At 46.8% G+C, this 26,776-nt stretch carries 19 protein-coding genes; 11 read left to right on the top strand and 8 right to left on the bottom strand.

What is annotated here, in order from left to right; genetic code table 11:
- Window positions 1–2: 2 nt before the first annotated feature.
- The 3 genes from HHL16_RS05595 to HHL16_RS05585 form a co-directional block, all read right to left on the bottom strand.
- On the bottom strand, window positions 3–3,101 hold the full coding sequence (locus HHL16_RS05595) for a TonB-dependent receptor (protein ID WP_169424149.1): 3,099 nt from the start codon (window positions 3,099–3,101) through the stop codon (window positions 3–5).
- A 708-nt stretch (window positions 3,102–3,809) separates the two neighbouring features.
- The gene (locus tag HHL16_RS05590) at window positions 3,810–4,502 is read right to left on the bottom strand and encodes a zinc metallopeptidase (RefSeq protein ID WP_169424148.1); all 693 of its coding nucleotides are present in this window, start codon (window positions 4,500–4,502) and stop codon (window positions 3,810–3,812) included.
- A gap of 436 nt (window positions 4,503–4,938) precedes the next feature.
- Window positions 4,939–5,106, bottom strand: coding sequence for a hypothetical protein (locus HHL16_RS05585; protein WP_169424147.1), 168 nt, complete (start codon window positions 5,104–5,106; stop codon window positions 4,939–4,941).
- Window positions 5,107–5,143: 37 nt separating this feature from the next.
- Between HHL16_RS05585 and radA the strand changes: the two genes are divergently transcribed.
- From radA to ricT, 6 genes are all read left to right on the top strand, one after another.
- Window positions 5,144–6,520, top strand: coding sequence for a DNA repair protein RadA (radA, locus tag HHL16_RS05580; RefSeq protein ID WP_169424146.1), 1,377 nt, complete (start codon window positions 5,144–5,146; stop codon window positions 6,518–6,520).
- A 10-nt stretch (window positions 6,521–6,530) separates the two neighbouring features.
- Window positions 6,531–7,229: a ComF family protein gene (locus tag HHL16_RS05575; RefSeq protein WP_169424145.1), complete on the top strand. Its 699-nt coding sequence runs from the start codon at window positions 6,531–6,533 to the stop codon at window positions 7,227–7,229.
- A gap of 20 nt (window positions 7,230–7,249) precedes the next feature.
- Entirely contained in the window at window positions 7,250–8,644 is a 1,395-nt protein-coding gene (locus HHL16_RS05570; protein ID WP_169424144.1) for a choice-of-anchor Q domain-containing protein, read from the top strand.
- Window positions 8,645–8,706: 62 nt separating this feature from the next.
- The gene (locus HHL16_RS05565; protein ID WP_169424143.1) at window positions 8,707–9,219 is read left to right on the top strand and encodes a glutathione peroxidase; all 513 of its coding nucleotides are present in this window, start codon (window positions 8,707–8,709) and stop codon (window positions 9,217–9,219) included.
- A 136-nt stretch (window positions 9,220–9,355) separates the two neighbouring features.
- Window positions 9,356–10,558 (top strand): DNA polymerase III subunit delta', encoded by a 1,203-nt coding sequence (locus HHL16_RS05560; RefSeq protein ID WP_169424142.1) that lies wholly within the window; start codon window positions 9,356–9,358, stop codon window positions 10,556–10,558.
- 259 nt (window positions 10,559–10,817) lie between these two features.
- Window positions 10,818–12,473 (top strand): regulatory iron-sulfur-containing complex subunit RicT, encoded by a 1,656-nt coding sequence (gene ricT, locus HHL16_RS05555; RefSeq protein WP_169424141.1) that lies wholly within the window; start codon window positions 10,818–10,820, stop codon window positions 12,471–12,473.
- A 98-nt stretch (window positions 12,474–12,571) separates the two neighbouring features.
- On the opposite strand, the gene HHL16_RS05550 is transcribed toward ricT, so the two are convergent.
- The 5 genes from HHL16_RS05550 to HHL16_RS05530 form a co-directional block, all read right to left on the bottom strand.
- Window positions 12,572–13,366 carry a TIGR00266 family protein gene (locus HHL16_RS05550; protein WP_169424140.1) on the bottom strand — a complete coding sequence of 265 codons (795 nt, stop codon included), beginning with the start codon at window positions 13,364–13,366 and terminating at the stop codon, window positions 12,572–12,574.
- Window positions 13,367–13,576: 210 nt separating this feature from the next.
- Window positions 13,577–17,155: an efflux RND transporter permease subunit gene (locus tag HHL16_RS05545; RefSeq protein WP_169424139.1), complete on the bottom strand. Its 3,579-nt coding sequence runs from the start codon at window positions 17,153–17,155 to the stop codon at window positions 13,577–13,579.
- 24 nt (window positions 17,156–17,179) lie between these two features.
- Window positions 17,180–18,361 carry an efflux RND transporter periplasmic adaptor subunit gene (locus tag HHL16_RS05540; protein ID WP_169424138.1) on the bottom strand — a complete coding sequence of 394 codons (1,182 nt, stop codon included), beginning with the start codon at window positions 18,359–18,361 and terminating at the stop codon, window positions 17,180–17,182.
- 30 nt (window positions 18,362–18,391) lie between these two features.
- Window positions 18,392–19,810, bottom strand: a complete 1,419-nt coding sequence (locus HHL16_RS05535) for a TolC family protein (RefSeq protein WP_169424137.1) — start codon at window positions 19,808–19,810, stop codon at window positions 18,392–18,394.
- A complete protein-coding gene (locus HHL16_RS05530) occupies window positions 19,807–20,445 on the bottom strand; it encodes a TetR/AcrR family transcriptional regulator (RefSeq protein ID WP_169424136.1) in 639 nt (212 codons plus the stop codon). Before HHL16_RS05530 ends, HHL16_RS05535 begins: the two co-directional genes overlap by 4 nt.
- Window positions 20,446–20,768: 323 nt before the next feature.
- Between HHL16_RS05530 and HHL16_RS05525 the strand changes: the two genes are divergently transcribed.
- The 5 genes from HHL16_RS05525 to HHL16_RS05505 all read left to right on the top strand — a co-directional run bounded on the left by HHL16_RS05525 (window position 20,769) and on the right by HHL16_RS05505 (window position 26,707).
- The gene (locus tag HHL16_RS05525; RefSeq protein ID WP_169424135.1) at window positions 20,769–21,404 is read left to right on the top strand and encodes a DUF502 domain-containing protein; all 636 of its coding nucleotides are present in this window, start codon (window positions 20,769–20,771) and stop codon (window positions 21,402–21,404) included.
- Between the two features lie 72 nt (window positions 21,405–21,476).
- On the top strand, window positions 21,477–22,433 hold the full coding sequence (locus tag HHL16_RS05520; protein WP_169424134.1) for a zinc dependent phospholipase C family protein: 957 nt from the start codon (window positions 21,477–21,479) through the stop codon (window positions 22,431–22,433).
- Between the two features lie 207 nt (window positions 22,434–22,640).
- Window positions 22,641–23,717 carry a 3-phosphoserine/phosphohydroxythreonine transaminase gene (serC, locus tag HHL16_RS05515; protein ID WP_169424133.1) on the top strand — a complete coding sequence of 359 codons (1,077 nt, stop codon included), beginning with the start codon at window positions 22,641–22,643 and terminating at the stop codon, window positions 23,715–23,717.
- Between the two features lie 254 nt (window positions 23,718–23,971).
- Window positions 23,972–25,294 (top strand): hypothetical protein, encoded by a 1,323-nt coding sequence (locus tag HHL16_RS05510; protein WP_169424132.1) that lies wholly within the window; start codon window positions 23,972–23,974, stop codon window positions 25,292–25,294.
- A gap of 183 nt (window positions 25,295–25,477) precedes the next feature.
- Complete coding sequence (locus HHL16_RS05505; RefSeq protein WP_169424131.1) at window positions 25,478–26,707, top strand: DUF1015 family protein; 1,230 nt, start codon at window positions 25,478–25,480, stop codon at window positions 26,705–26,707.
- Window positions 26,708–26,776 lie beyond the last annotated feature (69 nt).

The raw sequence follows: 26,776 nt of genomic DNA, 5'->3' as shown, positions 1-26,776 counted from the left end.
TTTTATAATCCAATGTTGAATCCAAAGATGATCGCCCTGGCCTGAGGTGCAGAATAGAAGTCAACACCCTGATTGATATTGGTAGCGTTGAAGTCTGCATTCACTTCAGGATCCCATCCTTTGTAATTGGTAATGGTAGCCAGGTTTTGCCCTCTCACATATACGCGTATACGATCGAGCTTCCATCTGTTCAGCATGATCTTTGGAATGTTGTATCCAAACGTTACTGATTTGAGTCGCAGATAAGATCCACTTGAAATATAACGGCTGGACTGGCTGGAACCATTGTTATAACCAAGCCTTGCTTCTGGCACCATGGTTTCCTGACCTTTTTGTTTCCAGGAATTCAATTGATCCACTGTTTGGTTGTCGTATCCATAACCGTTGTGCGACATATAAGGCCCTGCCCCTGCATAGATATCATTACCCTGCACACCCTGCAACAGAACTTCCAGATCAAATCCTTTGTAGCTGAAAGTGTTTCTCATACCATAAATGAAATCGGGATTTGGATTACCAATAACCACTCTTTCTGCTTCATTGTATTTGTTGGTAAGTGTACGATCACGAGTGCCATCTGCCTTGAGCGTATTCTTCACGTACATAGCATCTCCATTATCCGGATTGGCTCCTGCAAATTCTTTTCCTACAAATACACCGAGTGCATATCCTTCCATAGCCCTGTTCTCATCTGCACCGATCTCCTGACCATCGAGGTTGGTGATCTTATTGCGGTTCATTCCAAAGTTGACATTGGTAGTCCACCTGAAATTCTTAGTAACGATATTGTCGCTGTTGATAGAGAACTCGAAGCCTTTGTTGCTCAGTTTGCCAAGGTTTACCATTTGGGTTCTGAAACCTGTTGTGAGCGGTACATTTCTTCTTAAAAGAAGGTCTTTGGTATTTCTGACATACAGATCCACTTCGAGTGAAATTCTGTTATTGAGAAAGCCTACTTCAAATCCAACATCGGTGCTCAGCGTAGATTCCCATTTCAGATCAGGGTTAGGCATTTGCGTGGGGTGTTGTCCGGGAGTTCCGCCATATCCGGCGTCTCCGGAAAACAGGCCCAGGGAAGTAAAGTTGCCGATCTCCGCATTACCGGTAAGTCCTATGCTTCCTTTCAGTTTCAGAAAACTGATGATCTCAGATTTTTTCAGAAATTCTTCTTCTGATATGATCCATCCTGCAGAGGCAGCAGGGAAGAAACCCCATCGGTTGTTCTTACCAAAACGGGATGAGCCATCCCAGCGACCACTCAATGATAAGAGATACCTGTCTTTAAACTTATAGTTAGCTCTGGCAAAATAGGAAAGGAAAGCAAACTCGGTGCCTTCTGAATTCACCTTGGATTTCACTGCAGCACTGGTTAGTTTCTTATAATTTTCGGAAGGGAACGATTCAGCTGCGGCATCTGCCTTTGTACGTCGGAACTGCTGCCAGCTCATACCCGCCACTACATCCAGGTTATGCTCTTCTTTGAAAACTTTGGCATAGCGAAGGAAGTTGTTGGTATTTACATTCACGATCTGATCGTCGGTTGTAAATCCTCCACCTCTGGCGAATTCGAAATCTGCCACTGTGATCGGTGAGTAGTATCCTTCCTCATGCTGAATCAAACCATCCATTCCAAACTCCGTGCGAAATGAAAGTTCTTTGGTCAGCTGTGCCTGTGCATAAAGATTTCCCAATGCACGATAACTGGTTGTATTATAGCTGGCTCCTTTTACACTGAGTAAAGGATTGTAATATAAGGGATAGCCTTCATTGGGTAAACCGGTTTCAGGATCGAGTTCTCCGCTGAGTTTCCCGGTTCTGGGGTCGATAATTGGAGTAATAGGCTGGAGCGCTACAATCTGTAAAGGATTGGAAAATCCGTTATCATTGGTAACTCTTCCGTTGAGCGTACGCGCAAAACTCAGATTCATACCAACGCTCATCCAATCATTTACTTTATGATCGAGATTCAGTCTTCCACTGTGTCTTCTCAATGAGTTCCTTTTCAGTATTCCTTTCTGATCGAGGAACTGAAGTCCCATGTAGAAAGTGGTTTTTTCATTACCCCCGGAGAGGTTCACATCATATTGTCCGATAGGTGCATTCTGGAAAGCTTCGTTCTGCCAGTTGGTATTCACTTTGTAATTTTTCCAATCGGTTCCGGCAGCATAATAATCCAAAGTTTCGTCCAGGATCTCCATGTTGGCATCAATCCCTTCCTGCTCCGTTGCCCAATCGCCTCTTCTGAATTCATATTTACCGGCACCTATAGCAGCATCCCGATAAAATTTTACGTATTGCTCGGCATCCATGAATTTCATTTTTCTCGATGGCTTCTGATTGCCAACAAAAAAACCGGCTTCGATTTTTGATTTTCCTGATTTACCACGTTTGGTGGTGATCAGTACAACACCGTTAGACGCACGGGCGCCATAGATGGCAGCTGCAGAAGCGTCTTTCAGAATTTCAACAGATTCGATATCGTTGATATTGATGTCAGCAAGGGGATTGGTTGCTGCACCATTTGTTGAAAGATCTGTAGTAATTACAGGAATTCCATCTACCACATACAGCGGCTCGTTGCCACCTGTAACGGAAGAGGATCCACGAACACGTACTTTGATTGCCTGTCCAAGTTTACCGCTGCCAGACTCGATGAATACACCGGCCGCCCGTCCTTGCATGGCAGCTTCAAAGCTTGTTACTGGTGTATTCGCCAGTTCTTTGGCGCCTACTTTGGCAATGGAGCCCGTTACATCTCTTTTGATTTTTGTACCATAACCTACTACTACTACTTCAGACAACGACTTATCGCCGGCTGCCAGTGTAATATTCATTTGTGCGGAAATGGGCGCCTCCACATCATTGTATCCTACATAAGAAAATACAAGAGCAGTAGCATTTGCAGGAGCTTTAATAGTAAACGTTCCGTCGGGGCCAGTCTGGGTAGTAACGGGTGAACCTTTAACCTTCACCGTTACTTTCGCGAGAGGGGATCCGTCTTTGGAGTCTGTAACCGTACCGGTTACATCCTTAACCTGGGCCTGAGACGCGGACCAGCATAGCATCAGCAGCATGGTCAACAGGCCATAGATTTTTCTCATTGGGATGTTGTTAGTTTTGATAAAGAAGTATTGTTGGGTTTCGTCGATCTGAAAAATAGGAAATGTTAATACATTATTAAAAAAACAGACAAGTATTTTTTTCCATATGCTGCACGCAGTTGGCTGGTCTGGTCACTCGCAGACCAGCAAAACGCAGGGTGTGTTATCGAAGTGTATACAACAGCAAACCATTACCAGATCATCGTTTGCGGCTGTTCGAAAATATTCGCTCAACTCATTTTATTACCTGCAAAAAATACAGGCAGTTATTTGATAAGAACGAAAAACAGTTTTCCTTCTACATAAAGTTGAGCAGAAGAATTCATGCAGGGATGAAAAAATTTACGGAGTATAGATTTTTCAAATTGAATTGCCGGAATATGGCTTTGAGTTTTCAGAAGCTGAAAATTGCCCGGTTCTGCGGACAGCCATTGTAATAAGTTGACAATAATCAAGGGAGGGAAGCAGAAAAACGCAGAGGTCCTTAAAATCAAAAACTCCGGTGGTTAGCCAGAGTTTTCTTTGCAGTTTGGTTTTGAGTAAGAGTATCCCCGTTTCCGGGATACCATTTCCTGTGGAAATGGCAACGTTAGCATGAAAATGTATGAATAAGCAATCGTTATCGGTGTCTCTATTATTTCCGAGACAGGAAAGCCATGCAGGTTGCTGCATGGCTTTACCAGAATATTAAAAAATTACTGTTTTTCTTTAATCCCTCCTCCGGTTATTGCCCAGTAATATCAATACATACTGCACCAGGGTGGCTATCGAAGCCAGTGCGGCCACCAGATAAGTACGGGCAGCCCACTTCAGGGCATCTTTTGCCTTGGGATATTCCTGCGGATTAGTAACATTGGTTTGCTGCAGCCAGGCCAGCGCGCGATTGCTGGCATCGTATTCCACAGGAAGCGTAATCACTGAAAATAAAGTAGTTAGCGCAAAAAGGATGACTCCAGCCACCAGTAATTGCGGGAAAGAATTCACCATTATTACCCCTGCAAGCAGTACCCATTGCACAATGCTGGAGCTGAACTGCACTACCGGAACCAGTTTGCTCCGCATATTCAGCCAGGGATATCTGGTGGCGTGCTGTACTGCGTGACCGCATTCGTGGGCAGCTACCGCCGCTGCGGCGATGGACACTCCATTATATACATTAGAGCTGAGATTCACTGTTTTATTGGCCGGATTGTAGTGGTCGCTCAGAAAACCGTCTACCGAAACCACCTGAACGTCGTTAATTCCGTTATCCCGGAGCATCTTTCTGGCCACTTCGCTCCCAGACATTCCATTGCTGAGGGGCTCATTTGAATAAGCATTAAACTTACTTTTTAAGACCCCGGAAACCAGTGCACTGATCCCCAGAAAAATCAAAGAAACGATCCAAATTGATAGTGTCATTTGTACTTGGGATTTTTAAATAATAACTATGAAATATCAAAACAGTTACCAAATTATTTTTTGCATTTTTTCGTCAGTTTCAGACAATAAATTGAGCAGTTTTGTCACATCAAAACCAGCTTGAAAAACAGGGCTGACATTTTATCACCGTGACCGCAGGCTTATATTGTGAAAATATTTTAAATAACTGATTTACAACAAACTATACACTTCAAAAGCGGTCTCCATAACGATTATTATTTATTCACAACCCTAAAAAATAATTTTGTTATGTGGCGTGAATTTGTAATTTAGTGCAAGAATTTAATGGGTTAGTAAGTAAGGGGTCAACAGCAATGTTGGCCCTTTTACTTTTTATAAATTCCACAAGTTCCGGGTATTTTTCCCGTGTGTTTTTTCACTCATTTTCTGATCAGAAAAACGATCTCTTTTATGATCAGAAATTTTCAACTTCACCTCCTCTTTTTTCGAAACAACTTTCTGCACGTTTTTCATTTTTGATTTCATCATCATCCGCATTTTTTCTTTTCATCTTTCCTTCGGATTTTTTTCGACCGTTTATTTTATCCGGCAGGGTTATCAACACTGCATCCACATTTTCCATTTCCTGAAATTGTTTCTTCGCAACGTATCTTTATCGCATGAGCAAAATCAAAACCGCCTTCTTCTGTTCAAACTGTGGTTATGAAAGTCCAAAGTGGTCTGGCAAATGTCCGTCATGTAACAGTTGGAATACATTTGTGGAGGAAGTAATTTCTAAAGACGTTTCCCAAAAAGAGAAGCAGTGGAGGAACGACGATTCTAAAAACAACGGCGCAAAAACTATTGCGCTGAACGAAATAAAAAGTAGCGAACACCAACGCATCGTTACCGGAGATGCAGAGCTGAACAGGGTTTTAGGCGGTGGCATCGTTCCCGGAAGTCTTGTTCTCGTTGCTGGTGAACCCGGCATCGGTAAGTCTACACTCTTTCTGCAGAATGCGCTGCAGATGAAAAACATCACTACACTTTATATCAGCGGAGAAGAAAGCGATCAGCAGATAAAGCTGCGTGCAGACAGACTGAAAGTGCAGAACGAATCTTTCTACCTCCTCACCGAAACCTTAACGCAAACAATTTTTCAGGAGATCAAGAAACTGCAACCAGATCTCGTGATCGTAGACTCGATACAAACCATTCAGTCTCCATACATCGATTCATCTCCTGGCAGCGTGTCGCAGATCAGAGAATGCACTTCGGAATTTCAACGTTTCGCCAAAGACACCAACATTCCGGTTTTCCTCATCGGGCATATCACCAAAGACGGCAGCATTGCAGGTCCGAAAATTCTCGAACATATGGTAGATACCGTATTGCAGTTCGAAGGCGACCGTCACTACGCATATCGCATCCTCAGAACACTCAAAAACCGCTTCGGAAGCACTGCAGAACTGGGTATTTATGAGATGAGCAGCGAGGGGATGCGGGGGGTGAACAACCCGTCCGACATTCTGCTGACCCAAAAGGAAGACCGCCTCAGCGGTATCGCCATTGCCGCCACCATCGAAGGCATGCGCCCTCTTCTCATTGAGGTTCAGGCACTTGTAACACAGAGCGTTTACGGTACTCCTCAGCGTACCGTCTCCGGATTCGACCTCAGAAGGCTGCAACTGCTCCTCGCGGTACTCGAAAAAAGAGGAGGGTTCCATTTTGGGGTGAAAGATGTGTTTCTGAATATCGCCGGAGGCATCAAAGTGGAAGATCCCAGCATCGACCTCGCCGTGCTCTGTTCGTTACTCAGTTCATATGAAGATATTCCGCTTCCTTATGATATCTGTTTCGCCGGTGAAGTAGGATTGAGCGGAGAGATCCGCGCCGTTAACAGAATTGAACAACGTATAGCCGAAGCAGAGAAACTTGGTTTCGAAAAGATCATCGTTTCGAAGTACACGCAGAAGGCAATCAATCACCAACAGTTCAATATCGAGATAGTACAGATGGGAAGAGTGGAAGAACTGTATCAGTATCTTTTCAACTAATCCGACCTACATGCAAATACAGGAAGCCGCTCAATCGCTGCTGCACCTCTTCTTTCCGCAAACCTGCGCGGGATGCGGATCAGACGCAATCGACAAAGAGCAGCTGATCTGTCTCAGCTGCCTGCAACGTTTACCTGTAACCGATTTCCTTTCGCACAACGAAAACACCACAGAGAAACTGCTCATGGGCAGGTTTCGGTTTCTGCATGCAGCCAGTTATCTCTTTTATACGCATGGTTCCGTAATACAGCGGCTCATACATCAGTTCAAATACAAACAGCGAAAAGATATCGGACTTTTTTTCGGTAAAAAGATGGGCGGGGCAATTCAGCAATCATCCCGATTCAAACAGATCGATGCATTGGTGCCATTGCCCCTGCATCCCCGGAAAGAAAAGCAACGACATTACAATCAGGCGGCTATTCTGTGCGAAGGCATCAGCAGTGAGCTCCATTTGCCCATCCTGAACAAAGCGGTTACCCGCATTTCTGCCAGCAGTTCACAAACCAGCCGCAATCGTCTCGCCCGCTGGCAAAATATCGATGGCAGCTTTGTTTTGCAGGATCCTGATCAGCTTGCCGGCCGCCATATTCTGCTGGTAGACGATGTGATCACCACCGGCGCCACCCTCGAAGCCTGCAGCCGCGAGCTGCTCAAGGCGCCCATCGCCTCCCTTAGCATCTGTACCCTGGCTTGTGCCATGAAATGAAAACCTTATTTTTGATACGCATGAAAAATATCCTGGTTGCCATAATTATTGCCGGCATTACTCTCAGCGCATGTAAGAAGAACAGCTTCATCACCGGCAATGCCAATGTAACTACTTCAGTTGACAGCCTTCATTTCGATACTTTATTTACGAGTACCGGTTCTGTTACCAAACTTTTCCGCATCTTCAATCAGAACGATCAGAAGCTGCGCATCGACGAAGTATCTCTCGGCGGAGGCAGTGCATCTGTTTTCAAAATCAATGTAGACGGATTCAACGGCCCTACCGTTTCCAACCTCGAAGTAGAAGCCAACGACAGTCTCTATGTTTTTGTAACGGTGAAGATCGATCCTTCCGTGGCCAATCTTCCTTTTGTTATTCAGGATAGTGTGGGCATCCGCTTCAACAATCAGCAACAATGGGTACAGCTCGATGCATGGGGACAAAACGCCAACTTCATCCGCTCTGCATACATCAATGGCGACGAAACCTGGACCAACGATCTGCCCTACGTAATCCTCGGCGGAATGCAGGTTGCAGAGAACGTTACGCTTACACTCGAAAAAGGAACCAGAGTATATCTTCATGCAGATGCTCCAATTCTGATTGATGGTACGCTGCAAGCCAATGGTGGCGCGGATGACAAAGACAAAGTGATCTTCCGCAGCGACCGTCTCGATGAGCCTTACAAAAATTATCCATCCGCATGGCCCGGCATTTTCTTCCGGAATAAAAGCATCAATAATCAACTGAAGTTTACAGAGATCAGGAACTCATATCAGGGAGTGGTGGTTGATCATCCTGCATCGAACGGACAACCGAAACTCACCCTAAAAGAAACGATCATAGATAATTGTTTCGATGCCGGCCTTATGGCCATCAACTCTTCCGTGAAAGCCGAGAATTGCCTCATCAGCAATTGCGGCAAAAACCTCGTACTGGTGCAGGGAGGAAATTACAGCTTCACACATTGCACCGTTGCATCGTACAGCAACAGTTACATTCAGCATAAAGATCCGGTATTGGCCGTTACAGATTTCTACAAACAAGGCAATAATACAGTTACCGCCGATCTGCACGCAAATTTTGTGAACAGCATTTTCTGGGGCGACAATGGAAATGTAGACAACGAAGTAATTGCACAGAAACAGGGAAGCGGCGTATTCGATCTCAGTTTTACCAATTGCCTGTTGAAAGTAAAGACCAATCCGGCAAACACTACACTCACGAACGTGATACTGAATCAACCGCCGGCATTCGAACTCATCGAGACCCAGAAAAAACTCTACAATTTCAGACTGAAAGACGAATCGCCTGCCCTCAACAAAGGCATGGCAACTGGCATTACCATCGATCTCGATGGTAAACCAAGGCCCGTAGGGCTACCCGATCTGGGGTCTTTTGAAAAACAATAATATTCAGGCAACCATTTTAGTACAATTCTTGTATTAGCTTCATACTATTAAACATTCAGATTATGATACGCCTTTTATTGCTTTCCCTGGTTCTCGCTGCAGGAATAGGAATTTACGACTTCAAAGTTCCCGGCCTCTCCGGCGACACCATCAATCTGGCCGATTACAAAGGCAAGAAGATATTAATTGTGAACACTGCCAGCAAATGCGGATACACTAAACAATACGCTGAACTGGAAACGCTCTACGAAGCACATAAAGACAAACTGGTGATCCTCGGATTTCCTGCCAACAACTTCGGAGAACAGGAACCCGGCACCAACAAGGACATTCAGGAGTTCTGCCAAAAGAATTACGGCGTAACCTTCCCGATGGCCGAAAAAATTTCTGTGAAGGGGGATGATATTCACCCACTGTACAAATACCTCAACGAAGAAGCGAAGAAACTGGGCATCGAAGATCCTGTGAAATGGAACTTCACCAAATTTCTGGTAGATGAGAACGGAAAGCTGGTTACAGTGTTCCCCAGTAAAGTGAAGCCAAATGATCCGGAGATTCTGAAGTATCTCAACTAATTTTCAGCAGTCAATATACTTGCAAGGCCATAGCACTCATTGCTATGGCCTTGTTGCATTTATTTCGCGGGGCACCCGCAAAGTAAGCAATGCACAACTCTCTTGGGCAACCATATCCTTTTGTATCTTCGCACTCATGTCTTTCAAAAAAGTAATTGGTCAGGCTGATACCAAACAGCACCTCGCAGAAATGGTGCAACAGAACAGGCTTAGTCACGCCCTCTTGTTTCTCGGAAGGGAAGGAAGCGGCGCATTGCCCATGGCAATGGCTTTTGCCCAGTACGTGGTATGTGAGAAAGCAAATGGGAAGAAAGCTGATGCCGGACCATCCTTATTCGGAGAGGCAGAACCCGCAGCGGCTCCCGTGCAATTGTTCGATGCCTGCGGAGAATGTGCATCCTGCCTGAAGGCACAACAAATGATGCATCCGGACATCCACTTTTCTTATCCGGTGATTCCAAGAAAAGCGGGCGACAAACCGCTCAGTACAGATTACATTACCGAGTGGCGCGAGTTCATGAATCAATACCCTTACGGCAATGTGTACGACTGGCTGCAATTCATCGGAGCCGAGAACAAGCAGGGAAATATCACCGCCTACGAGTGTAACGACATCATCCGCAAACTCAACCTCAAGAGTTTTGAAAGCGGCTTCAAAATACTGGTGCTCTGGATGCCTGAGTACCTCGGTAACGAAGGCAATAAACTGCTCAAATTAATTGAGGAACCACCAGCCGACACACTTTTTATTCTGGTTGCAGAGAACGAAGCCGCGATACTGGCCACCATTCTCAGCCGCACCCAGCTGGTAAAGATCCCTTCGCTCACCACCAACGAAATTGCGGATGCCCTCAACACCCGCGCTGGAATTCAACCCGATCAGGCCCGGCAGATTGCCAGCATTGCCGAGGGTAATTACCGCGAAGCGCTCCAGCTGCTGAACCATGCCGGAGAAGACTGGCTCTCCCTCGTGCGCGAATGGCTCAATGCCGTTTTGAAGAATGGCCCCATCTCCCAGGTTAAGTGGGTAGAAGATGTAAGCAAGCTGGGAAGAGAGAAGCAGAAACAGTTTCTGCGGTACTTCAATCACCTGCTCGAGCAGGCGATCCGCCTTCAGGCGATGGGCCCCGACGCCCTCCACCTGCCTGAGGCTGAAAAAGATTTTGCCCTCCGTCTCAATAAGATTTCCGGCTTCGGACAGCAGGAAGCCATCATTAAAGAGTTGGATAACGCCGCGTATTATATTGAAAGAAATGCTAATGCGAAGATGTTGTTCCACGCCCTCACCATCAAATTATACCATATAATGGCTACCCGCCAGACCCTCTCCGTGTTATAGCCCCCCTTTTAGTTCTAAAAACCTATATTTGTAATATCAGCCTGTGCAGAAATAGGTGAAAGGGTGGTTTGTGCGGCACGAAGTTGTGAACAGGAGCGAAAGCATCATCTGAGTCTGTCTTACATTGCTATATATAAATATTGGCATGCTAATCAGTGTTTAACTGTTGGCATATTGTATTGCATGTACTCCCTCCTTTTTATCACCTGTACCGGCGTCTACATAAATCATATTTAATCATCGTCAATTCAACATAAGAATGGGATGTAGTTCATGCGGTACAGACGGCAAAGTAGCCGGCTGCAAAAGTAACGGAGGTTGCAGCACGGGTGGCTGTAACAGAATGAATGTGTTCGACTGGCTCGTGAATCTTCCGATCAGTGATGAAGACAGTAGCTGTAAAGTAATAGAGATCAGTTTCAACAACGGAAGCCGCAAAGACTATTTCAGAAACAGCACCGTTCACCATCTCGAAAAAGGAGACCTGGTTACGGTTGAAGGTGTAAGCGGTTTCGACGTAGGCTCCGTAAGCGTTACCGGCGAAGTGGTACGCATGCAATTGAAAAAGAAAGGGCTGAACGAGTTTGAGCCCGAAATGAAAAAGATCCTCAGAAGGTCTTCCGACAAAGACCTCGAAATATGGCAACTGAATAAAGGCCGTGAAAAAGAAGCACTTATTCATTCTCGCGCCATTGCCAAGCAACTCAATCTGAACATGAAGGTGAGCGAAGTAGAAATTCAGGCAGATGGCCGCAAGGCTACCTTCTTCTACATTGCGGACGACCGTGTGGATTTCCGCGAGCTCATTAAAGTATATGCCCGCGAGTTCAAACTGAAAGTGGAGATGCGCCAGATCGGTGCACGCCAGGAAGCCGCCAAAGTGGGCGGTATCGGCAGTTGCGGCCGCGAACTCTGCTGCAGCACCTGGCTCAGCGATTTCAAATCGGTGAACACTACTGCGGCGCGTTATCAGAACCTCAGCATCAACCAGAGCAAACTGAGCGGTCAGTGCGGCCGTCTCAAATGTTGCCTCAACTATGAACTCGATACTTACCTCGATGCACTGCAGCATTTCCCGGACAATGCAGAAAGCATTCAGGTAGCCAAAGGTTACGCCAATCTTATCAAGAAAGATATTTTCAAGAACCTGATGTGGTATATGTTGCCAGACAGCAACAAACAATACCCGCTCACCATCGAGCGTGTGCGCAAGATCAAACAACTGAATGCGCAGGGTATCATTCCCGATGAGCTGGAACCAGTGGATGTAACTACCAGCAGACCGAAAGAAGTAGAACCTGAATTTGTGGATGTAGTTGGACAGATCAGTTTGCGCAGCCTCGACAAGGCCGAGAAGAAAAAACGTCACGGTGGCGGAGGCAGCAAAGAAAGAGCACCACAACAAAAAGGTGGCGCACAACAGCAGCAAGGTCAGCGCCCGCAACAGAAACAGCAGGGAACTCAACCTCAGAAGCAAACGCAGCAACGTCCTCAGCAACAAGGTCAACGTCCACAACAGGGCGGACAGCAGGGACAAAAACCTCAGCAAGGCGCACAGGGTCAACAGGCACAGGGACAGAAGCCGCAGCAACAGCAGGGACAAAGACCGCAGTCCAATCAGCAACAGGGTCAGCGTCCGCAACAACAGCAAAAGCAACAGGGACAGGGCCAGCAGCAGGGACAGCAAAACCAGGGGCAGAAACCTCAACAGGGGCAGAAGCCGCAGCAAGGCCAGGGTGGACAGGGTCAAAAACCTCAGCAATCCAGCCAGCAAAATGGTCAGCGCCCACAACAGCAACAAACACAACAATCTCAAAAGCCGCAGCAACAGCAGCGTCCGCAACAGCCACGCATTCAGAAGCCGCAACAAGGCAAGGATGATAGCGGAACGCCGCCGCAACAGCCGCAGGCATAAAGCAATTGTTTGCAGCATCACTGCAACTGAATTCAATAAAAAAGCAGGCCTTGAGAGCCTGCTTTTTTATTTATGCTAAAACTTCCTTCAGATTATTCTTATCTCCATCCGTCGCCATCGAGCATATTGCCCAATCCGCCGAGAATGCTTCCTTCTTCTTTGCGGCTGGTAGTTCCGTAAGCAAGTATCCTGCCCGCCAGACGGCTGATCGGCAATGTCTGGATCCACACTTTACCAGGGCCACGCAGCGTAGCGAAGAAAAGACCTTCACCACCGAAGAGTGTATTTTTGATGCCACCTACAAACTGAATATCGTAGTCGATAGTTTGCGTATAGGCAACCAAACATCCTGTATCGATGCGCAGCATTTCACCTGCCTGCAATTCTCTTTCGAATACGTGACCACCTGCATGTACGAATGCCATGCCATCACCTTCGAGCTTTTGCATAATGAAACCTTCACCACCAAACAGACCGGTTCCGAGCTTGCGCTGGAACTCGATGCCCACACTCACACCTTTCGCGGCACAGAGGAAGGAATCTTTCTGAGCAACGATCTTTCCTCCGAACTGCATCAGATCGAGTGGAATGATCTTACCGGGATAAGGTGATGCAAAACTCACTCTGCGTTTTCCATGGCCAACATTGGTGAAGGCAGTCATGAAGAGGCTTTCACCAGTGAGCACACGTTTACCGGCAGACATCAGTTTGCCGAAGAAACCTTGCTGTGCTTTGGCTCCATCACCAAAAATGGTTTCCATCTGAATGCCATCATCCATCATCATAAAGGCGCCGCTTTCTGCGATGGCTGTTTCGTTGGGGTCGAGCTCAACTTCAACATATTGCATTTCTTCTCCGAAAATGCGATAGTCTATCTCGTGGTTTGTTCTCATACTTATTGTTTTATTGCAAATACTGCGTTCGCAATATTAATCATTAATAAAGGTTTGTTCAATATTAGTAGCAGCAGGAAAAGAAAAATTACGGGCTGCTCAAAATTTTCCGGCAAAACGCCTGCTACTGCCGGCAAAGCGTTTCAAAAAGAACGGGGGTACAGCGAATGTACCCCCGGCTTTAACTGGGTTAATGGTTAATAGCAATGATCAGAACCAACTTCCTGTGAATGCTTCATTCACTTTAGGATTATTGGCCATTTTTCTAACTCTTTTTCTGCGTTTGAAACCATGTTTGATCATCACGGCAAACACCATGAAAATGAACGCTACAGTCAGCGGCGGAATGCCCATGAAGCTCACCCATTTTCCTCCGAACATATTGCGTGTCGGGCGTCTCAGCCTTTCAGCAATCAGGTACATGCTTGGTACAATCACGAGCGTCATGAAGAAGGCAAATGCCAGACCGAAGATGATGGTCCACGAAAGCGGCTTCCAGAACACGGCATTGTCACCACCGAAGAATATATGCGGATTCAGTTCAGAGAACATTCTCACGAAATCGATATTGAAACCTACCGCCAGCGGAATGAGACCGAGAATGGCCGCCACTGCCGTTAACAGTACAGGAATGATACGTGTTTTACCAGCCTGGATCACTGCTTCGCGGGTTTTCATTCCCCGCATGCGCAGCTCATCGGCAAACTCGATCACCAGGATACCGTTCTTCACCACAATACCTGCCAGACCTACGATACCGATACCCGTCATCACCACCGACACTTCCATTTTTGTGATGCCGAATCCAAGCAGCACACCAATTACGCTGAAAATGATCTCTGTAAGAATGATCACCGATTTACTGATAGAGTTGAACTGTATCACAAGTATCAGCAGAATCAGCAGCAACGCAATCACCAGGGCTTTTCCGAGGAAGGCGCCGGTTTCTGCCTGCTGCTCTCCTTCACCTGTTTGTCTGATCGTTACGCCATCAGCCTTTTCTTTGAAGTTGGCAATATGCTTAGCGATCTCTTCATTCACACCGGTAGGTGTATAACCCTGCGACACCAGTACGTTGCTGATCAGGGTAATCATACGTTTCTGGTTCTTTCTCTTCACACTTCCGAGCGTACTGGAGAACTCATATTTCACCAGTGAGTTGATAGGCACAGATTTCAGTTTTCCCGAAGACTGATCCATGAAAGTGATATTCATGTTCAGCAGCGTGGAGAGGTTCTTTCTCTGCAGCTCTTCGTTACGCAACTGTATTTTGTATTCTTCATCTCCATCTTTGATCTTGCTCAGTTCTCTTCCGAAGAGAGCGGTGCGGATCTGCATACCTACCTGATAGGAAGAAACACCTTCCATCATGGCGCGCTCACGGTCAACAATAAGCGATATCTCCGGATTAGTGAGATCCACATCCATTTTCAGTTCTTCCACACCGGGCACCTGAATCCGGTCGAGATAGTTCTTAAGGTTCGTGGCTGTTTTGATCAACGCATCGAAGTCTTCACTTGCTACTTCGATATTTACAGGAGGTTCTGTTGGAGGACCACCCTGTTCCTGATTCACACTCAGCTCTGCACCGGGAATTCCTTTCACCACTGCACGGATAGAATCGAGATAAGGTCTGGTGGAAACACCGTGACGTTTTTCAAACTCTACAAACGAAACCTGAATACGACCTTGTTCCGGACGCGTACTTCTGTCGCCGCTCTGCGGATCACCTGCGCCTACAGCAATATTGGTGATCACACTTTCAACCACAGGGTTCTTCTTTCCTTTCTCCATTCCCAACACTTTGGCAACGCGGCCTTCCAGTATCTTGGTAACGGAGTCGGTATAATTAACATCAGCGCCAACAGGCAGCTTCAGGTAAACATAGATCTGGTTGGGATCGCCGGTGGGGAAGAACACAACGTTTGGACTTCTCACCATGAAGACCCCGAACGAGAACAGCAGCAATACGAAAGTGCCTATCAGCATCCATACGGGTCTCCATCCTTTAAGCGCCCAGCGAAGCAGGGTTTCGTAATGGCCCATGATCCAGGGAAGTACGCGGTGCTGGAATGCTTTGATCATTCCATCGAGCACATACGTGTTCAGTATCACCAGCAGCACAATAAAGATGAGCAGGTTACCCATGAAGGTATACCCCATTATGTCGAGGATGGCACCTACTATTACAGCCACCCAGAGAGCGGGCTTTTTGAAGATGTCCGACTTCTTTTTCTCATGCTCTTCGTGGTTCATGAAATCCACCGCAAATACGGGGTTCATGATAAACGCCACAATCAGTGAAGCAGTGAGTGTAAATATCAGCATCGTTGGCAGGTAGATCATGAACTTGCCAATGATGCCCGGCCAGAAGAGCAGCGGCAGAAACGGAGCAAGGGTGGTGAGCGTACCAGCCAATACCGGCACAAACACTTCGCCCGCGGCCATCATGGCCGATTTTTCAGCACTGAGCTTACCTCCTGCCTGCACAAAAATGCGGTGGGTATTTTCGATCACCACAATGGCATCGTCCACAATGATACCCAGCCCGAACAGCAATGCAAACAGCACGATGAAGTTGAGGGTTACGTGCGATCCTACGATCAGATCTGCAGCCGGCAAAAAGAGGAAGGCCACAAACATGCTGAGCGGCACCGACAACGCCACAAAGAAGGCGTTGGTAACACCCATGAAGAACATCAGAATTATCAGTACCAGCAAAAAGCCGATAACGATGGTATTCACCAGTTCGTTGAAAGAAGTGCGGGTGGTTTTGCTCTGATCACCGGTTACCACCACTTCAAGATTGCGGGGGAAGCTTTCCGCTTTCATTTCGTCTACCACCTGCTTAACTGCATCTGAGGTTTCGATGAGGTTCTCACCGGCACGTTTGATGATGTTGAGGGTGATCACATTCTTTCCATCGAGACGTGCGTAGCTTTCGCGCTCCTTGATGGTGTCTTTGATCTGGGCAATATCTTTCAGGTAAACTGCTCTGCCTTTGTTATTGCGGATCACTACTTTCTCGATATCGTAGGCAGTTTTGAACTGTCCTTTCAACTGCAGGTTGCGCTTGGTGTCGCCGGTTTCGAGCAAACCTCCTGAAATATCGAGGTTCTCCTGCTTCACGGCTCTTTCGATATCGTCGAAAGTTACGTTGGCGCTCTGCATTCTGTAGTTGTCTACATTGATCTGGAACTCGCGCTCCGGAGCACCTACCAGGTCAACGCGGTTGAGCTGCTTCAGTTCTTCGAGCCGGTCTTTGAGATCATCTGCATATTTCTTCAGCTGCACTACATCGAAGTCTCCGCTAACGTTCACATACATGATGGGCTGATCGGAGAAACTTACTTCCTGTACGCGGGGTTCTTCTGTGAGATCGGTAGGAAGATCTTTCTTGGCCTTGTCTACCGCATCTTTCACTTTCTGCAGGGCGATATCCGTTTTTACATCGGTATCAAACTCAACCATGATGGCGGAGAAGTCCTGAACTGAAGTGCTGGTTACTTTTTTTATTTTGGCTCCGGTGATGCCCTTGATCTCTTTTTCGATGGGCTGGCTCACCAGGTTTTCGATGTCTTTGGGTGAGTTACCTACATAGATCGTTTGTACGTATATGGTAGGGATCACAATATCCGGGAACTGTTCTTTGGGGAGGGTTACAAACTGATACACACCGATCAAGCTCACGCAGAGCATCATGAGGTATATAGAGGTCTTGTTCTTTATACTCCAGGTGGTTGGACCGAACTGTTTGAATTTCCCTGTAAGGTTTTCTAAAACACTCATAAGGTTAATTTAATAATCTGAAACTTACTTTACATCTGTAGTGATAACCTGACCTTCGTAGAGGCCCTGGAAGCCTTCGGTGATCAGCTGATCGCCGGCCTGCAGGCCAGATTTGATCTCCAGTTTATTGCCATACAGTTCTCCAACAGTAACGGCGCGCTTGGTGGCTGTGAGTTTGCCTTTATCTTTCACTGCTACCATTACGAATTTTCCTTTGTCGTCGCTGCCCAGTGTACTTACGGGGATGGTGATGGCATCAGCCGTAGTGTAATCCTGAATGCGAACAATAGCGAGCTGATTGGCGCGAAGGCTATTGGTTGCAGGTACACGTGCTTCGATGTAGAAAGTTCTGTTTGCAGGATCGATCAGTTTGCTGGCAACATTTACGCGTGCGCGGATGGTATCGTTGTTCGATTCGGGAAGTGTGATCAGCACGTTGCTGCCTACACCAACTTTGCTGAGGTAGTTCTCAGGAACATCGGCAACAGCTTTCAGATCGTTGGTGTTTACGATGCGGATACCCATCAGATTGGCGGTTTGTGCACTCAGAGTTTCACCCACACGGATGGTTACCTGCTCGGCCACTCCGCTCATCTCTGCATATACATTGGCCATATCGAGCTGGTTCTCCAGCAGGTCTACCTGTTTGGCAACACCATCCATTGCAGCTTTGGCATTTATCAGATCTATTTCAGCGCCGATGTTTTGTGCCCAGAGATTTTTGCGGCGCTCATAATATGTTTTGGCTGCACTCAGTTGAATTTTCGCCTGCTCTATTTGCTGACGGGTTACGCCATCATCGAGTTTCAGCAGCAGCTGACCTTTCTTCACAACATCGCCTTGTTTAATGTAGAGTGCTTTCACTTGTCCACCCAGGCCACGTGGCGTTACCCATGCAGTATTCACCGCATCGATCTTTCCTTTGAGGTCTACGTAGTGCGTGAAGCGTTCAGGAGCCACGGCAACAACGGCTACCAGTTTGGCTTTTTCCGGTTTTCTGAAAGATGAGTCGAGCTTCGCCAGTTCATCTTCCAGTTTTTTCACCTTATCGCTAACCTTGGTGAGATCGTTCGTAAGTGTCTGTTGTTCTTCTTTCAGTTCTTTGAGCTCTTCTTTCTTTTTACTGATAGCATCATTCACTGAAGCGCCGCAGGCTGCAAGCGTGAGCATCAACACACCGGCACTTAGTTTTAAAATCGTATTCATGATTAGTTATTTATGCTGATAAAAGGTGGTTTATAATTTGCCGATTGCGCGTGCGTAATCGATGCGGGCAATCACTGCATCGTAGAGTGCGCTGTAGTAATTGATCTGTGCGGTTTTCAATTCTGTCTGCGCATTGGTGATCTCCAGGTTCGATCCGAGGCCCTGATCGTATTTCAGTTTGGCCTGATTGAACACGCTTTCGGCGAGCTCCATGTTTTTCTTCTGGCTTTCCATGGTGAGCAGCGCATTACCGATATCGATACGGGCTGCCTGCACATCATGATCGATGGAGAGCTTTACGTTCTCTATGTTATTCTCTATCTGCCTTAATTGCAGTTTTGCTTTTGCGATGCGCGCATCTTTGGCAAATCCTTCGAAGATGGGAACCGATACTTTTACTCCTACAAGTGCAGTTGTGAACCAGTCGCCCTTACCGAAGAAGTTGAAAGAATTACGCATAGCATTCTTGCTGAATGTACCGAAAGCGGCTACAGTAGGCAGTTTGCTGAGTTCGTAGCGCCTTACATTGAACTCGTTGAGTTTTTTGGCCAGCTCACCCTGCTGATATTCCACGCGGTCTTCATATTTGTAATTCTCATCGAGCAGGTTCTCTTTCAGTTTTTCTTCTGAAAGAGTATCAGACAAAATCAGTTCATCTCTTGCAGGCATGCCCATGAGGTATTTCAATCCCAGTGTTCCAACCTTCAGATCATTCTCCACTTTGAGTTTGTCTGTGCGCATATTGGCGAGGGATACTTCGAGTTTGTTCACATCGAGTTTTTCTGCTAATCCCTGCTGATAGAAAGCTTTGGCGTCGGAGAGGGTTTTCTCAAACCGGGCGATATTGGCATCGAATGTTTCGATCTGTTTCTTTCCTACCACCAGCTGATAATAGATCTTGTATACATTGGTTTTGATCTGCTCCTGTGTTACCTCCACTGTTTTGTTTGAAAAATCCATACTGGTTTTTCTCGCCTGCAGACCGATGAATACCTGTCCGTCGAAAAGAAGCTGTGAAAGTGATACGCCTGCAGAAGCCGTCCAGCTGGTACCGAACTGCGCCTGCACAAATCCGAAATCTTTAGGAGAAACGATAGGTTGACCACTTCCATTCTTCACTCCTTCCGCCTCCAGCACTCCATAAGTGGCGGCTGCAATGAAGTTGGGGAACGACTGAACCGGAACTTTCGGATAGTAATTTGCTTCAACGGAACCGGTAAGGGATGGCAATGCAGCAGCGGTGATCTCCTTATTTGTCTGCTGCTGTATTTGAATATCTATCAGTGCATTCTTTACAGCTACACTGTTTTTGTTGGCATATTCCACGCACTGCTTCACGGAGAGTTCATGACGGTTCTGCGCCACCAGGGTGGATGGGAGCGCAATGCCTGCCAGGAAAATGATCAGCGCTGATGTACTTCGCCTTGCTACTACCTGATAAGGGCTCATATTGGTTTGCTTTTTATTCTTTCTGCTTTGTATTGGAGAATGAGGGCATGGCCTTTTGCTGTGGCAAGCCCGAACATATAATGCCCCATGATCACTTCTATCACCTGTATCAGTGTGTACTTGCTGGTAGGGAAGAGCTGTGTATTGAAAGGCATCATCATCGATTCGAGTCTGAATTTGGAGAGCACATCCACATTGAGGTCTGCCCTGAAGAGTTCTTCACGGATCCCCCGCATCATATTTTCCTTCACTACGGTGAAGAGATAATCCTGCTTGTAATGAACGAACTTCATGAAAGCGGCTGTGTGGTGTTTTTCCAGATCGTGCAGTATGATCGGATTCATATTGCGGAACTGTTCTGCGAGCAGCTCCATGGTAAGAATCAGTTCGTGAATGGCATCGTGGCTATCGGTTTTGCATTCTTCGCACTCGCGTTTCATTTTGCTGAGAATGAAATCGAGCACGGCATTTACCAGTTCGTCTTTGTCGTTGTACGACTGATAAATGGTTTTTTTGCTCATGCCGAGATCCCTTGCAATGTCGTCCATGCTCACGTTCCGGGTGCCCAGTTGCATGAAAAGCTCATCAGCTTTTTGCCGGATTCTTTCTCTGGTTTGAATGTCTGGTAAAGTCATAATCGGAGTCAAAACTATGGAAACTTTCAAAGTAGCGCAAGTTTCCGGAAGTATTTTTTTGTCCTTTGTGATTATTTTCTTTGCCGTAATCAAATAGAAGGATAAGCTGGGCGAAATGCGACAGACTTGCTGGTGAGCACCGTTTTCGTGCAAAAATTAAGCCTGACTATAAATGTTTAAACAGCAGCTGGGATTGATTGTGAACATCTTAGACGAAATGGCTGATTCTGCCGGTGAAGGAAAGAATGCTACCCAAACTCCTTTTTCAGATTTCCTCAGTAACGATCCCCGCGGTAAGTTTGCATTCAAATCTCCCTCATCGTATGACACCGAAGCAGGCATTGAAAAAGATCTTCCAATATTTCTTGCAGGGACTGATCATCCTGGCGCCCATCGCAATTACGGTGTACGCTGTTTCTGCTCTGTTCAATTTTATCGACGGCATATTGCCCGGTATCATTGAAAAACTCTTCCCCAGCTTCCTTGGAACGGATGGACAGGGCCGGCCAATCAAAATACCCGGTGTAGGATTCGTACTCGTAATTCTGGTAGTGATCTTCGTTGGGTATATCTCTTCTTCCTTCATCGTGGGCAAGCTGGTGGAGCTGTTCGATAAGATCCTTGAAAGAACACCCGGCATAAAACTCATCTATACCACTATCAAAGATTTCTTCGAAGCATTTGCAGGAAAGAAAAAGAAGTTCGAGAAAAGCGTGCTGGTAGATATCGACGGGAAAGATGTTTGGCAGATCGCATTCATCACCCGCGAAGAACTGCACGAGTTTGGATTGTCTGAATATGTTGCCGTGTATATTCCGCAGTCCTATGCGTTAACGGGCAGGCTCTATTTCATCAGACCAGACAGAATAAGGATGCTCGACGATAAGATCAGTTCAACAGACGCCATGAAGTTCGCCATCTCCGGCGGTGTTACAGTTATCGACGAGGAAAATCCATAGCAGATATTATTTCGTAAGTAGGATCATTTTTCCGTACCTACCGTTACCGGTCAACCGAAAACGATCTTACTTATGAAAACAATCTTTGCACTGTGCTGCATGCTTCTTTCATCCTCCCCCATTTATTCCTGGGGATTCTATGCTCACCGGCTGATCAATTTTCAGGCAGTATTTCTGCTACCTCCGGAGATGCTAGTCTTTTTCAAACATCATATCCGGTATTTGCAGGATCATGCAGTGGATCCGGACAGGCGGCGGTACATTCTTCCGCAGGAAGCTGCCCGGCATTATATCGACCTCGATCATTATGGTCCGCCTTACGACTCATTGCCGCGCAATTTCCGCAAAGCGCAAACCCGGTATACATTGGATAGTTTGCAGGCGCACGGCATTGTGCCCTGGTGGCTGCAGGTGATGCAGCAGCGGCTTACCAAAGCATTCAGAGAAAAACAAACAGCATTGATTCTGCGGCTGGCTGCCGATCTGGGACATTACCTCGGCGATGCGCATGTCCCGCTGCATGCATGCAGCAATTACGACGGCCAGTTCACCAATCAGCGCGGCATTCATGCGCTCTGGGAATCTGCTCTTCCCGAATTGTTTGCAGAAGAGGAATGGATATTGCTCACACCCCGCGCCAACTACCTCCCCGATCCATCTGCCTTTTTCTGGAATACCGTATTCGAAAGTGCTGCCGCAGTTGATACGGTGCTTTCCGAAGAGAGAGCAGCTTCAGCGCTTTTTCCTCAGTCGTTCAAATATGCTTACAGAGAGCGCAACGGCGTAACGGCGCGGCAATTCTCTATCCCCTTTCTAACTGCTTATCACCGCGGCATGAATGACATGACGGAACGGAGATTGCGCACAAGCATCCATGCCGTTGCTTCTGCATGGTATACTGCCTGGCTGAATGCAGGCCAGCCTGATCTTTCAGCATTGATTGAGAACGGAGACAGCACCGGGCGCAGTTCAGTGGAATGGCTCAACAAAGAATGGATCAGAGAAGCATCACAGGAGAGGAAACAGTGATGCGTCTATTCAAAAAAACTAACAACAGTTGGCATTTGAAAACTGGCCGCCTATACTATTTAACAGAGGCTTCAAACGCAGTACCAGCAACCGTTTGAGCAGCCTCAGGACTCATCGGTTCAAATAATGGGGAATCTTTTCCGGTGAATAGAGTAAATTTGATACTCCATTTATCTGTTTAGTATTTACCAATTAGAAGAGAAGCACATGATCCACAATTTCAACGCGGGCCCCAGCATCTTACCCAGAGAAGTATTTGAAGAAGCAAGTCAGGCAGTCCTGAATTTCAACAATACTGGTCTTTCCATTCTGGAGCTGGGCCACAGAACACCTGTTTTTCAGGCGGTGATCGATGAGGCCATCGCGCTGGTTAAAGAACTGATGCATCTGGATGATCAGCATGAAGTGTTATTCCTTCATGGTGGCGCGAGTACCCAATTCTTCCAGGTGCCGATGAATCTGCTCAACGAAAATGAAGTGGCAGCGTATACCGATACGGGTGTATGGGCTTCCAAAGCTATCAAAGAAGCAAAATTGTACGGGCATGTAGAAGTGGTGTGCAGCGGAAAAGAATCCGGCTACCGCCAGCTTCCTAAGAATTTCCAGTTTCCAAGAACTGCGAAATATCTTCACCTTACTTCCAACAATACCATCTACGGAACTCAGTGGCACGATTACTCTGCCTTCTACAATGCAGGCGTACCGCTGGTTTGCGACATGAGCAGTGATATTCTCAGCTGCGAGCTCGACTTCAATAAATTCGATCTCATTTACGCAGGAGCACAGAAGAACGTAGGCGCAGCCGGCGTGAATCTCGTGATAGTGAAAAAAGATATTCTCGGAAAGGTGGACAGGCAGCTGCCTACCATGATGGATTACCGCAATCATATCGAGAACGGATCACTGCTGAACACTCCGCCTGTTTTTGCCATCTATGTGTGCATGCTCACACTCCGCTGGCTGAAAGCTCAGGGAGGTGTATCTGCCATTGAGAAGATCAACAATCAGAAAGCAGCATTGCTGTACAACACTATCGACGCACTGCCAATATTCAAGGGTACAGTAGCGAAAGAAGACCGCAGCAAGATGAACGTTTGTTTTGTGATCGAAGATCCTGCGCTGGAAAAAGCCTTCCTCGATACCTGCAAGGAAAATGGAATGATCGGAGTTAAAGGTCACAGGTCTTCAGGTGGCTTCAGGGTTTCGTTGTACAATGCGATGACGTTGGGCAGCGTGGAAGCGCTCACTTCATTGATGCATGATTTTGCAAAGAAGAATGGATAATCGCTGAGCAGAAATTCAGCAAAAAAATAAAAGAATGAAGAAGCAGCATCTCAAAATGCTGCTTCTTTTTTTATGCACTAATTTCTAAACATTCATTCTTGTCCCACCCACAATTTTATCGCTCTACCCGCTACAATACAACCTACAGCTATATTTCAACCTCATTACTACTGACCTGTTCTGTTCAATTTCATCCGCCCTTATGTTTGTAACGGTGATCGAAAACCGATAACCGAAACAATAAACTTACTCTCATGAAACTATCTGGATTTCTCCTTATCATTTTTACAGGCATCATTGGCCTGTACATTTCTTCCTGCAACAGAAACCTCGATTCCATCAACAGAAACCCCGACGGTCTGCCACTAACACCCGAAGGAAAACAAAAAGCAAAACTGCATCAGGAGTTCGCAGCCATGCTCGAACAGATCTATCAGAACCCCGATGCATTCAGGGAAGCGCAGGCAGCCATCTGGAGTGGTTACTATGCCGATGAACGCATCATGCTGAAAGATCTGCTGGCACCGGGATTAAGTCCGGTTTACCAGACCGACAGCTTCAAACAGTTCGGACTTAGTGCAGGCATATTTCAGCGAAAGTTCGATTCCTGTCTGGCTACAGGCAACTATCCCATTCTCAGTAATTCATTGCCACGCAAAGGGTATACGCCGGGGTCCGACTGGCAGCTATTACCCATCAAGTACCACACAGCAGCCGGTTCTGCAGATTCCATCAGTACGGGAATGGAACTGAACGGAGGTACCATGAATCCGGTAACAGATGCTGGCGATGTGGAAGATCTCAGCATCTATAACCCTTACTCGGATGTATACAGACCTGTTAATCCCAGAGATGATCAGGAATGGCCCAGAGCCACGCTGGTAGCAGCAGACAGAGATGCCAACGAAGCTCCGGGAAGAGAACCTTACAATTGCCTCAGCAGAACCTGCTACAAAGATGTTAGGGTGAACGATGATTACTGCGAGCTTCAGCTTACTCACATTGCTCAATCCGGCGGTCAGGCAGCCACGCCCGCGCCACCACCGGCCCCCATCAATGCTGTACTCCTCGGCAATGTGCGCTGTACCCGTCAATACGATCACCTGATCAGCTTCACTGGAAATGGCGGAGGCTCGGAGCTACGGTTCATCAGAGGCGATGGCTTTATGAAACAGAATTCTGAAGGGCAGATCACCAGTCCGGAAAATGTGATCTCGGTAGATCTGAAGCGATCGGACATCCGTAAAAAAAGATGGAAATCCTTGAACAGCATTTGGGACTCCAACTGGGAACCTAAAAACATTCAGCAGGTCTTCGGAATCTATGAAGAAGATACCGAAGGAAGCAAATCGTTCTCAGGATCGATCAAAACCACTATCAAAGCATTCACCATCGAGCCATTCGGTTACAACATAATGGTAAAAACGAAAGATGAAATCATACGGCAGCTTGCCTGGGACAGAGCCAGCTTCTTCGAATACAACAGAAGCAATATCGGCAGCTGCGGCCTCACCGATGGTTTTGCCAACTACGATTGCGGCACACCGGTTTCCTATACCATGCCAGTAAGAAACTGATCCGATACCATTAATTGACCATCATAAACCATCCATCACGTAAAAGGCTTTTTGGTAAATACTCTTAAAGCCTTTTATTTTGTTTACGCTAACCCAGCTTATGGGATCGTTTTTTGCATAGGTTCCATATCCGGTATTATCATTCATTTAAACCTGTTCAGGACAGTTACATAATTCACAGTTATGGTTACCATTTCACCTTTCAGAGCGTTAAGACCTGCTGCGGCAAAGGCAAAAGAAGTTGCATCCAGACCTTATGATGTATTGAATAGCAAGGAAGCCCGCGCAGAAGCGGCTGGCCATCCCGATTCATTTCTTCATATCACCAAGTCGGAGATCGACCTTCCTGAAGATGCAGACATTCATTCTCAGCCTGTATACGATAAGGCGAAAGAAAACCTGCAGGATTTTATCAGTCGCGGTACCCTTTTCCGCGAAGAAAAGCCCTGTTACTATATCTACCAGCTGATCATGAACGGACGCAGCCAAACCGGCCTCGTTTGCGGAAGTTCAGTAGACGACTACGAAAAGGACCTGATCAAAAAACACGAGTTCACCCGTCCTGAAAAAGAGCAGGACAGGATCAACCATATCAAAACCACCGGCGCACAAACAGGCAACGTATTTCTTGCCTACAGAAATGTGGCCGAGCTCGATAAACTCATCGAAGACTGGAAAGCCGCCAATCATCCGGCTTACCTCTTCACTGCTGAAGATAAGATCAGCCATACCATCTGGGTAGTAGACGATGCCAATACCATCAGAGCTATTTCGGAATTATTCCTCAAGCTGGTACCTGCAACCTATATCGCAGACGGTCACCACCGTGCGGCCTCCGCAGCCAAAGTGCGCAAAGCGCTTGGCGGAGAAGCCAAACCAGGTGCGGATCTTTTCCTCACTACGCTTTTCCCGTCCAATCAGTTGTACATTATGGATTACAATCGTGTAGTGAAAGATCTGAACGGACTGAGCAAAGAAGCTTTTCTGGAAAAACTGCAATCAGCTTTCACCATCGAAAAGGTGGATGCAGCGCTCTCACCGGCATCACTCCACGAATTTGGCATGTACCTCGATGGAAGCTGGTACAAACTCACTTCTAAGCCCGGAACTTTCACGGAAGATCCGATTGGCGTACTCGATGTAACCATTCTTTCCAACAATGCGCTGGACCCGATCCTCGGCATCAAAGATCAGCGTACAGACAAACGCGTTGATTTCGTTGGCGGCATCCGCGGACTTGGCGAGCTGGAGAAAAGAGTGGACAGCGGGGAAATGGCTGTAGCATTCAGTTTGCATCCTGTAACCATTCAACAATTATTCGATATAGCAGACAGCGGAAATGTAATGCCTCCCAAGAGCACCTGGTTCGAACCAAAGCTCAGAGACGGATTACTCACCCATCTGATCGATTGAGTTGATTAGACCAGCATTAAAAGCTTGTTAATCAATTGCCATTATTCGTAGACCCAACCCCGGTCCCAG

Origin of the sequence: Pseudoflavitalea sp. G-6-1-2, from assembly GCF_012927185.1 — a bacterium.
In the GTDB taxonomy this organism is placed as follows: Bacteria; Bacteroidota; Bacteroidia; order Chitinophagales; family Chitinophagaceae; genus Pseudobacter.
The sequence above is the reverse complement of the archived record's forward strand: the minus strand, read 5'-3'. Positions and strand labels throughout refer to the sequence as shown.

Coding starts and splice junctions, on each gene's coding strand:
- HHL16_RS05595 (WP_169424149.1), bottom strand. CDS start 3,101: ATGAGAAAAATCTATGGCCTGTTGACCATGCTGCTGATGCTATGCTGG.
- HHL16_RS05590 (WP_169424148.1), bottom strand. CDS start 4,502: ATGACACTATCAATTTGGATCGTTTCTTTGATTTTTCTGGGGATCAGT.
- HHL16_RS05585 (WP_169424147.1), bottom strand. CDS start 5,106: ATGGAAAATGTGGATGCAGTGTTGATAACCCTGCCGGATAAAATAAAC.
- radA (WP_169424146.1), top strand. CDS start 5,144: ATGAGCAAAATCAAAACCGCCTTCTTCTGTTCAAACTGTGGTTATGAA.
- HHL16_RS05575 (WP_169424145.1), top strand. CDS start 6,531: ATGCAAATACAGGAAGCCGCTCAATCGCTGCTGCACCTCTTCTTTCCG.
- HHL16_RS05570 (WP_169424144.1), top strand. CDS start 7,250: ATGAAAAATATCCTGGTTGCCATAATTATTGCCGGCATTACTCTCAGC.
- HHL16_RS05565 (WP_169424143.1), top strand. CDS start 8,707: ATGATACGCCTTTTATTGCTTTCCCTGGTTCTCGCTGCAGGAATAGGA.
- HHL16_RS05560 (WP_169424142.1), top strand. CDS start 9,356: ATGTCTTTCAAAAAAGTAATTGGTCAGGCTGATACCAAACAGCACCTC.
- ricT (WP_169424141.1), top strand. CDS start 10,818: ATGGGATGTAGTTCATGCGGTACAGACGGCAAAGTAGCCGGCTGCAAA.
- HHL16_RS05550 (WP_169424140.1), bottom strand. CDS start 13,366: ATGAGAACAAACCACGAGATAGACTATCGCATTTTCGGAGAAGAAATG.
- HHL16_RS05545 (WP_169424139.1), bottom strand. CDS start 17,155: ATGAGTGTTTTAGAAAACCTTACAGGGAAATTCAAACAGTTCGGTCCA.
- HHL16_RS05540 (WP_169424138.1), bottom strand. CDS start 18,361: ATGAATACGATTTTAAAACTAAGTGCCGGTGTGTTGATGCTCACGCTT.
- HHL16_RS05535 (WP_169424137.1), bottom strand. CDS start 19,810: ATGAGCCCTTATCAGGTAGTAGCAAGGCGAAGTACATCAGCGCTGATC.
- HHL16_RS05530 (WP_169424136.1), bottom strand. CDS start 20,445: ATGACTTTACCAGACATTCAAACCAGAGAAAGAATCCGGCAAAAAGCT.
- HHL16_RS05525 (WP_169424135.1), top strand. CDS start 20,769: ATGACACCGAAGCAGGCATTGAAAAAGATCTTCCAATATTTCTTGCAG.
- HHL16_RS05520 (WP_169424134.1), top strand. CDS start 21,477: ATGAAAACAATCTTTGCACTGTGCTGCATGCTTCTTTCATCCTCCCCC.
- serC (WP_169424133.1), top strand. CDS start 22,641: ATGATCCACAATTTCAACGCGGGCCCCAGCATCTTACCCAGAGAAGTA.
- HHL16_RS05510 (WP_169424132.1), top strand. CDS start 23,972: ATGAAACTATCTGGATTTCTCCTTATCATTTTTACAGGCATCATTGGC.
- HHL16_RS05505 (WP_169424131.1), top strand. CDS start 25,478: ATGGTTACCATTTCACCTTTCAGAGCGTTAAGACCTGCTGCGGCAAAG.